6 protein-coding genes and 1 pseudogene are annotated in these 7,655 nt (G+C 69.9%); 2 read left to right on the forward strand and 5 right to left on the reverse strand.

The window, feature by feature from the left end; genetic code table 11:
- Positions 1-467: 467 nt before the first annotated feature.
- The 4 genes from DJ019_RS20455 to DJ019_RS20470 form a co-directional block, all read right to left on the reverse strand.
- A complete protein-coding gene (locus DJ019_RS20455; protein WP_111278711.1) occupies positions 468-1,691 on the reverse strand; it encodes an acyl-CoA dehydrogenase family protein in 1,224 nt (407 codons plus the stop codon).
- Between the two features lie 12 nt (positions 1,692-1,703).
- Positions 1,704-1,997: a putative quinol monooxygenase gene (locus DJ019_RS20460; RefSeq protein WP_111278713.1), complete on the reverse strand. Its 294-nt coding sequence runs from the start codon at positions 1,995-1,997 to the stop codon at positions 1,704-1,706.
- 89 nt (positions 1,998-2,086) lie between these two features.
- Complete coding sequence (locus DJ019_RS20465) at positions 2,087-2,371, reverse strand: hypothetical protein (protein ID WP_111278715.1); 285 nt, start codon at positions 2,369-2,371, stop codon at positions 2,087-2,089.
- A 105-nt stretch (positions 2,372-2,476) separates the two neighbouring features.
- Positions 2,477-3,172, reverse strand: a complete 696-nt coding sequence (locus tag DJ019_RS20470; protein ID WP_111278717.1) for a J domain-containing protein — start codon at positions 3,170-3,172, stop codon at positions 2,477-2,479.
- A 62-nt stretch (positions 3,173-3,234) separates the two neighbouring features.
- Here DJ019_RS20470 and DJ019_RS20475 point away from each other — a divergent pair, with 62 nt between their 5' ends.
- Positions 3,235-6,831, forward strand: coding sequence for a hydantoinase B/oxoprolinase family protein (locus tag DJ019_RS20475; RefSeq protein WP_111278719.1), 3,597 nt, complete (start codon positions 3,235-3,237; stop codon positions 6,829-6,831).
- Positions 6,832-6,874: 43 nt separating this feature from the next.
- Positions 6,875-7,528: a hypothetical protein gene (locus tag DJ019_RS20480; RefSeq protein WP_111278721.1), complete on the forward strand. Its 654-nt coding sequence runs from the start codon at positions 6,875-6,877 to the stop codon at positions 7,526-7,528.
- A 1-nt stretch (position 7,529) separates the two neighbouring features.
- Here the strand turns inward: DJ019_RS20480 and DJ019_RS20485 are convergent.
- Positions 7,530-7,655: pseudogene (locus DJ019_RS20485) on the reverse strand (IS5/IS1182 family transposase); the annotation flags it as partial.

The raw sequence follows: 7,655 nt of genomic DNA on the forward strand, positions 1-7,655 counted from the left end.
AAATCCGACCATATTCATGGTGTCTTCAAGAGACCGCAGTCACAGTCAACGTCACTTGATAAGCCTAAAGCCTATCGCCAAGACGCCGCCGCCTGCGTTTCTCTTTCCTATTCACTTGTCAAAGACCTAGCGCCGGCGAACCTGCGCCGCTCCGAAGAGCCTTAGAGATGATCCGGCGTGTGAGAGGCGGTAGAACCGCTAACTCATTGACGCCATCGCGGTCAGACCGCGCGACCGACTGGTTGTCTTGCGACGCCCTTTCGGCCGGAGCGCTCAGATGGGTTCGTTTGGACCGAACTCAAGAGAGGCTCTCTTCGCCGCCGGTTCGTTCCGGAAGGTCCGGAGCGCGTCGGCGAGGCGGCGTATCTATGCGAGGGTTCCGGGGTCGTCAACCTCGCAGTTCGAGATTTTACATAAACCGTCGTTCCGCATTGTCGCAGGGCCGGATCCGCGGCCCTGCGCCCAGCTCACAAGCCCAGGACCAGCTTCGCCATGATGTTGTGCTGGATCTCGTTGGACCCCGCATAGATCGAGGTCTTGCGATAGTTGAAGTAGTGCGGGGCCACCGTAGCGGCGTAGTCCGGGCCGGCGCGGAAGGTGTTACCCCCGGGACGGAGCATCTCCCAGGTGTCCTGCACGAAGGGCTGCTTGAACACCCCGACGGCTTCCAGGGCGAGTTCCGTGACCGCCTGCTGCATCTGGCTGCCTTCGAGCTTCAGCATGGACGAGACGGCGCCCATCGCCTCGCCGTTTGCACGGCCTGAGAAGACCCGCAGCTCGGTGGCGTTCAGGGCCTCGATCTTGATCTCGACCTCGGCCAGCCGCCGGCGGAAGTCTGGGTCCGCCATCATCGAGCCGCCGCCATCGGAACGCTCGAGTTCGGCGATCTTCCGCACCTTGCGCAGCTGATTCTGCAGGCCCGGGGCGTAGGCGTTGCCGCGCTCGAACTGCAGCAGGTACTTGGCGTAGGTCCACCCCTCGCCTTCCTTGCCGATGCGGTTGGAGACCGGCACCCGCACGTTGTCGAAGAACGTCTCGTTGATCTCCTGCTCCCCCTCGGGCGGGCCGTCGAGCGTCGGGATCGGCCGGATGGTGATGCCCGGCGTCTTCATGTCGATCAGCAGGAACGAGATGCCCTTCTGGCGAATCTCCTCATTTGAGGTGCGGACCAGGCAGAACATCCAGTCCGCCCATTGGGCGAGCGTGGTCCACGTCTTCGAGCCGTTGAGGACGTAGTGGTCGCCATCCCGCTCGGCCTTCAGGGCCAGGGAGGCGAGGTCGGAGCCGGAGCCCGGCTCGGAATAGCCCTGGCACCACCAAACGTCGGCCGACAGGATCTTCGGCAGGTGTTGTTGTTTCTGCTCGGGCGTCCCGAAGGCCATGACCACGGGCGCACACATGCGCAGGCCCATGTTCGACGTCGCCGGCGCGCCGGCGAGCGCCATCTCCATGTCGAAGACGTACTTCTTGCCGAGGCTCCAGCCGGTGCCGCCGTATTCCACCGGCCAGTCGGGCGCGAGCCAGCCCTTGGCCGACAGGCGCTTCAGCCAGCGGATCTGGGCTTCCTTGTCGAGGTGATTGTTCTTCGACTGGGCCAGCTTGGCCCGCATGTCGTCGTCGAACGCTTCGGCGATGAAGGCGCGGACCTCGTCGCGGAACGCGAGGTCCTCAGGCGCGAAATCGAGGTCCATGCCGGGCGCTCCTCAGCCGACGCCGTCGAGGTATTCGACGTCCGGACGACCGGCGAGGAAGGGGGCGAACCCCGGGCCGGCGGCCTTGAAGTGCGCCGAGGCGCCGTGGGCGGCCAGGGCGTCCTGGTCCTTGTAGAGTTCGAGCACCTTGTAGGTGTTGGGCTCGGTGCGGCTCTTGGTGAGCTGGTAGGCGACGTTGCCGGGCTCGTTCTCGCGCACCTGCTTGGCGAGGCCGGTGAAGAAGGCCTCGAATTCCGGCCCCTTGCCGTCCTGGATCCTGATCGTCGCGACGACGCCGATGGTCATGCCTACCTCCCAACAAATGTTTGAATGGACGGTAGAGGCCTGGGCACGCCCCCGCAAGGGCGACTTGGAGCTGGCTTAGAAGAGTCGGTCTAGCGGCGCTCGTTCCAGCCGTAGGCGACCCAGTGGTGGCCGCCCACGTGCCGGGCTTCGATGATGTCGCTGTGCCGCGCCCGCACCTTCCGGCGGGCGCGCATCGCCAGGGCGGCGAAGGCCAGGAGAGCCGAGCCCATCACGGCGATGACGGCCACAGTAGCGGCGGCGAAGACAGCGAGGACCGCGCCCACGATGACCGCGGCGGCGGTGGCGAGGCTGGCGCCCACGGCGGCCAGGCCGCGGATGGCGGAACCCTGGTTCGCGGTGAAGTCCTTGACCATTTCAGCTCCTCAGCAGCGCGCCTGGGGCGGACCGTGAAAGACACATGTCAGCACACCCGTCCGGAACGTCAACTGGGGATGCGTCAAACCGCCGCCAAACTTCAGTCACGCCGCACCTTCCAGCGACAGCGATTTCCGTTCGCGCACGATCTGGCCATAGGCGGCGTTGATGGCGGCGGCCTTGGCTTCCGCGACCTCGATGAACTCCGCCGGCAGGCCTCGGGCCCGGGCGCGGTCCGGGTGCGCCTCGGAAAGCTGGGCGCGCCACGCGGCGCGGACCGCCTCGTCCGAGGCGTCCGGCGCCACGCCAAGGATCACGTAGGGGTCGTCGTTCGCGGCGCCGAGGTGGGTGGCCTTGAGCCGGCGGAAGGTCAGCGGCGAGAGGCCGAACAGGTCGCAGACCCGCTCCAGGTAGGCGATCTCGTCGGCTGTCACCACGCCGTCGGAGGCGGCGATGTGGAACAGACCGTCCAGCACGTCCTCCAAGAGCTGCGGGCAGGAGCCATAGCGCTTGCGCAGCCGCCGGGCATAGCTTTCGAACCCGCGCGTCGTCTGGCGGGCAAGCTGGTAGAGGCGACGGATATTGCCCTCGCTCCCCGGGTCGGACTGGAAGACCGTGTGGAAGGCGTCGTACTCGGCGGCCTGCGCCTCGCCATCAGCCTTGGCGAGCTTCGCGCCCAAGGCCGTGACAGCCGTGGAGAATGCGGGATCCTCGCCGGGGAGGCCGGGCGGGCAGACATCGCATTCCGCCTCATCGACCTTGCGCGCCGCCAGGCCGGCAATTTTGCGCCAGAAGCTCATTTCGCTATGGCAAGCCTTACGACTGCGGCCATCCCGTGACAATCACGCCCAGAGGTTAAGTTTTGGACAGGCGCTTCAGCTTCTGGATCGACCGGGGCGGCACTTTCACCGACGTGATCGGCCGCGCGGACGACGGCGCGGAGGTTTCGCTGAAGCTGCTGTCCGCTTCCGCCGCCTACGAGGACGCGGCTGTCGAGGCCATGCGCCGTGTCCTGGGCGCCGCCCCCGGCACGCCCTTTCCAGCGGACCGCGTCGAGGCGATCAAGATGGGCACCACGGTGGCCACCAACGCCCTGCTGGAGCGCCGGGGGGCGCGGACGCTGTTCGTCACCACCGAGGGCTTCGCCGACGCCCTGGCCATCGGCGATCAGGCGCGCCCCGACCTCTTCGCCCTGAACATCCAAAAGCCCGAACCCTTGTACGCCGGTGTCGTGGAGGCGCGAGAGCGGCTGTCCGCCGACGGGGCCATAGTGACGCCGCTCGACGCGGACGCCCTGAAGACGCGCCTGGAGGCGGCTGTCGCCGACGGCTTCACCTCGGCGGCCATCGCCTTCCTGCACGCCGACCTCAACCCCGCTCACGAGCGCGAAGCCGGCCAGATCGCCCGGGCGGCCGGGTTCGACTTCGTGGCCCTGAGCTCCGACGTCTCGCCCCTGCCCCGCTTCATCCCCCGCGCCGAGACGACGGTGGCCGACGCCTATCTGACGCCCGTGCTGCAGGCCTATGTGCAGCGCGTGGCGCGGGCCGTCGCCGGCGCGCCGCTCTATTTCATGACCTCGGCGGGAGGGCTCGTCAGGGCCGAGGCGTTCCGGGGCCGCGACGCGGTCGTCTCGGGTCCGGCGGGCGGGGTGGTCGGGGTGGCGATGACGGCCGAGGCGGCCGGCGCCGAGGCGGTGCTGGGCTTCGACATGGGCGGCACCTCCACCGACGTCTGCCGCTTCGCCGGCCGACTCGAGCGGCGCGACGCCGCGCGGGTGGCGGGCGTGAAGCTACGCAGCCCCATGCTGGACGTGGAGACGGTGGCGGCCGGAGGCGGCTCGGTCCTGGCCTTCGACGGGATGCGTGCGCGCGCAGGTCCGGCCAGCGCCGGCGCCGATCCCGGCCCCGCCTGCTACGGCCGCGGCGGCCCGGCGGCGGTGACGGACGCCAACCTGGTACTGGGTCGGCTGGACCCGCGCTACTTCCCCAGTGTCTTCGGGCTGAAGGGCGACGCGCCCCTCGACCCTGAGGCCAGCCGTGCGCGGTTGGCCGGGCTGGCGGAAGCCATGGGCGCGGCGAGTGTCGAGGCGGCCGCAGAGGGATTCGTCGCCGTCGCCGTGGAGCAGATGGCCCAGGCCGTGCGGCGTATCTCCACCGAGCGCGGTTTCGATCCCCGCGACCATGCCCTGGTGGCGTTCGGCGGCGCGGCCGGCCAGGTCGCCTGCCAGACGGCCGAGGCGCTGGGGGTCTCGGAGGTGCTGTGCCCGAAGTACGGCAGCGTCCTGTCGGCCTGGGGCATAGGCCAGGCGCGGGTGACGGCGCTCCGGCAGGCCGGGGTCGAGACGGCGCTGGCAGGCGGGCTGGTTGCGGCCGAGAAGGTGTTGGCCGGCCTCGAGGCGGGGGTCCGCGCCGACATGATCGCCCAGGGCGCCGACGCCTGTGAGATCCGTCGCACGCTGCGGCTCCGGTACGACGGAGCCGACGCGGAACTGCCGGTGGCGCTCTGCGATCCAGCGACCGCGAGGGCCGAGTTCGAGGCGGCGCACCAGCGGCTGTTCGGCTTCATCGAGCCCGAGCGGTCCATACTGATCGCGGCCGTGGAAGCGGAGGCGGTCTCCACCACCGCTCCTCCCCGCGAAGGCTGGGATCCCCGGCTGCATGCCGCCGCCTTTGACGTGGCCACGTCCGCCCCGGGTCCCCGTCTTCGCGACGATGAGAAGGTCCGCATGTACGCGGCCGGCGCCTGGCTTGAGACCCAGGTCGTGGCGGCGGAGAGCCTGGCCTCGATCGACGGTCCGGCCCTCGTCGTGCGCGCCGACACGCAGATCGCCGTGCCGCCGGGCTGGCGCGCCGTGGGCGATGCGGGCGGCCTGATCCGCCTGACCCGCACGGGCGCGGCGCGGCGACAGACGATCACGCTGGACCGGCCCGACCCGGTGACCCTGGAACTGTTCAATCGCCGCTTCATGGGTGTGGCCGAGGCGATGGGGGCGGCGCTGGAGCGGACGGCCCATTCGGTGAACATCAAGGAGCGGCTCGATTTCTCGTGCGCGCTGTTCGACGCCGACGGCGGGCTGGTGGCCAACGCCCCGCACATGCCGGTGCACCTGGGCTCCATGGGCGCCAGCGTGCGGGCCGTACGCGACCGACATGCCAACCTGAAGCCGGGCCAGGCCTTCGCGCTGAACAACCCCTACGCCGGCGGCACCCACCTGCCGGACATCACCGTGGTCATGCCGGTGTTCATGGACGAGGGCGACAGACAGCCCAGCTTCTACGTCGCCGCGCGAGGCCACCACGCCGACGTGGGCGGGGTGCAGCCCGGCTCGATGCCGCCCTTCTCGCACACCATCGACGAGGAGGGTGTCCTGCTCGACGCCCTGCCGATCATGGAGGGTGGCCGCTTCCTGGATGCGGCGGTTCGCGGGGCCCTGACCCGCGGTCCCTGGCCCGCCCGGGCTCCGGACCGGAACCTCGCCGACCTCAAGGCGCAGGTGGCCGCCTGCCAGGCCGGGGCAGCGGCGGTGGCGGACATGATCCGCGCCCAGGGCGCCGAAGCGGTCGCCCGTTACATGGCCTTCGTCCAGCAGAACGCCGCCGAGGCGGTCCGGCGGGCCATCGGGCGCCTGCATGACGGCGAGGCGCGCGCGCCGATGGACGGCGGCGGCGAGATCGTCGTGCGGACCACCGTGGACGCGGCGAAGCGGGAGGCGGTGCTGGACTTCACGGCCTCGGCTGACCAGCTCGGGTCCAACTTCAACGCCCCCTCGGCCATCGTCGACGCCGCGGCGCTCTATGTCTTCAGGACCCTGGTGGACGACGACATCCCCCTGAACGCCGGCTGCCTGGAGCCGCTGAAGATCCTGACCCGCGAGGGGTCGATGCTGGCGCCGCGCCCGCCGGCCGCGGTCGTGGCCGGCAACGTCGAGACCAGCCAGCACGTGGTCGACGCCCTCTATGCGGCGCTGGGCGTGATGGCCAACGCCCAGGGCTCGATGAACAACTTCACCTTCGGCGACGAGACACGGCAGTATTACGAGACCATCTGCGGCGGAGCCGGGGCGACCGCGGACCATGACGGCGCCAGCGCCATCCACACCCACATGACCAACTCCCGGCTCACAGATCCGGAAATCCTGGAGCGGCGCTTCCCCGTGCGGGTGGAGCGTTTCGGGGTCCGCCCCGGCTCGGGCGGCGCCGGGCTGCGGCGCGGCGGTGACGGCGCTCGGCGGCGCATCCGGTTCCTGGCGCCCATGGAGGCCGCGTTGCTCTCGTCCAGGCGCGAGAACGCGCCCCAGGGCCTGGCCGGCGGCGGCGCCGGCCTGCCCGGCCGGCAGCGTTTGATCCGCGCATCGGGCGAGGCTAGTGAACTTCCCGGCTGCTTCTCCGTTACGGTGGAGCTTGGCGACGCGATCGAGATCGAGACCCCTGGGGGCGGCGGGTTCGGACCCGCGGACTAGGTCGGGCGCGAAGCTGACAAAATCTCCGACCACAAGGTTCCGAATGACCCCTCTTGCGATCGCCCTTGCCCTGTTCGCCCAGGACGCCGCCCCCGCCGCCGAAGCCGCACCGGCGCCGCCACCGGTCGAGGACCGCCTGCCCACCGGCGCGCCGAAGGAGGACTACCCCTTCGTGGCCTGGTGCTATGGCGCCCTTCGCGGCTACCTCGACCTGCATGACGAGGTGATGCCCGAGGTGAAGCGGATCGAGGGCCAGTTCCGCAAGCCGGGAACGAGCCTGGAGGACGACCTTAGGGTCTATGCCGAGATGCAGGCGGACGGCCGGGCGAAGCTGAAGCAGTTCCAGTCGGCTCTGACCGCCGCCGAGCGAGCCTCCCCCCGCCCCATCAACATGATCGGCGCGCAGGCGGTCCGCCAGGGCCGGAGCGCCTGGCTGACGGGGCCGGAAGTGACCAAGGCGCGCAAGGCGCAGGAATGGATGAGCTGGGCCCTGCCCGCCCGCTGCGAGAAGGTGGCCGCGCAGCTCGAGACCCGCTCGGTGCTGATGGGTACGGCGCTGAAGGCCAACGCGCCAGCGGACGCACCGCCCTCCGCAACCGACGAGCCGCCAGCGGCCGAAGCGCCGCCCTCTCCCGCACCGGAGACCGCGCCCGACGCACCGGCCGTCTCCGACCCGCTGTCGGATCCGACGAGCTGACCTAGGGCGTGGACTCATAAGCCTGTAGCCAGAGGCGTGCTGATCCGAGGAGGACGGTGGCGAGGAAGTTCCTGGCTAGTTTGTCGAAGCGGGTGGCGATGCGTCGGAAGTGCTTGAGGCTGCAGAA

Origin of the sequence: Phenylobacterium kunshanense (assembly GCF_003254525.1) — a bacterium.
GTDB classification, from domain to species: Bacteria; Pseudomonadota; Alphaproteobacteria; order Caulobacterales; family Caulobacteraceae; genus Phenylobacterium; species Phenylobacterium kunshanense.

Excerpts from the sequence above, each read along its gene's own strand:
- DJ019_RS20470 (WP_111278717.1), bottom strand. The coding sequence starts at position 3,172 with ATGAGCTTCTGGCGCAAAATTGCCGGCCTGGCGGCGCGCAAGGTCGAT.
- DJ019_RS20480 (WP_111278721.1), top strand. The coding sequence starts at position 6,875 with ATGACCCCTCTTGCGATCGCCCTTGCCCTGTTCGCCCAGGACGCCGCC.
- DJ019_RS20460 (WP_111278713.1), bottom strand. The coding sequence starts at position 1,997 with ATGACCATCGGCGTCGTCGCGACGATCAGGATCCAGGACGGCAAGGGG.
- DJ019_RS20455 (WP_111278711.1), bottom strand. The coding sequence starts at position 1,691 with ATGGACCTCGATTTCGCGCCTGAGGACCTCGCGTTCCGCGACGAGGTC.
- DJ019_RS20465 (WP_111278715.1), bottom strand. The coding sequence starts at position 2,371 with ATGGTCAAGGACTTCACCGCGAACCAGGGTTCCGCCATCCGCGGCCTG.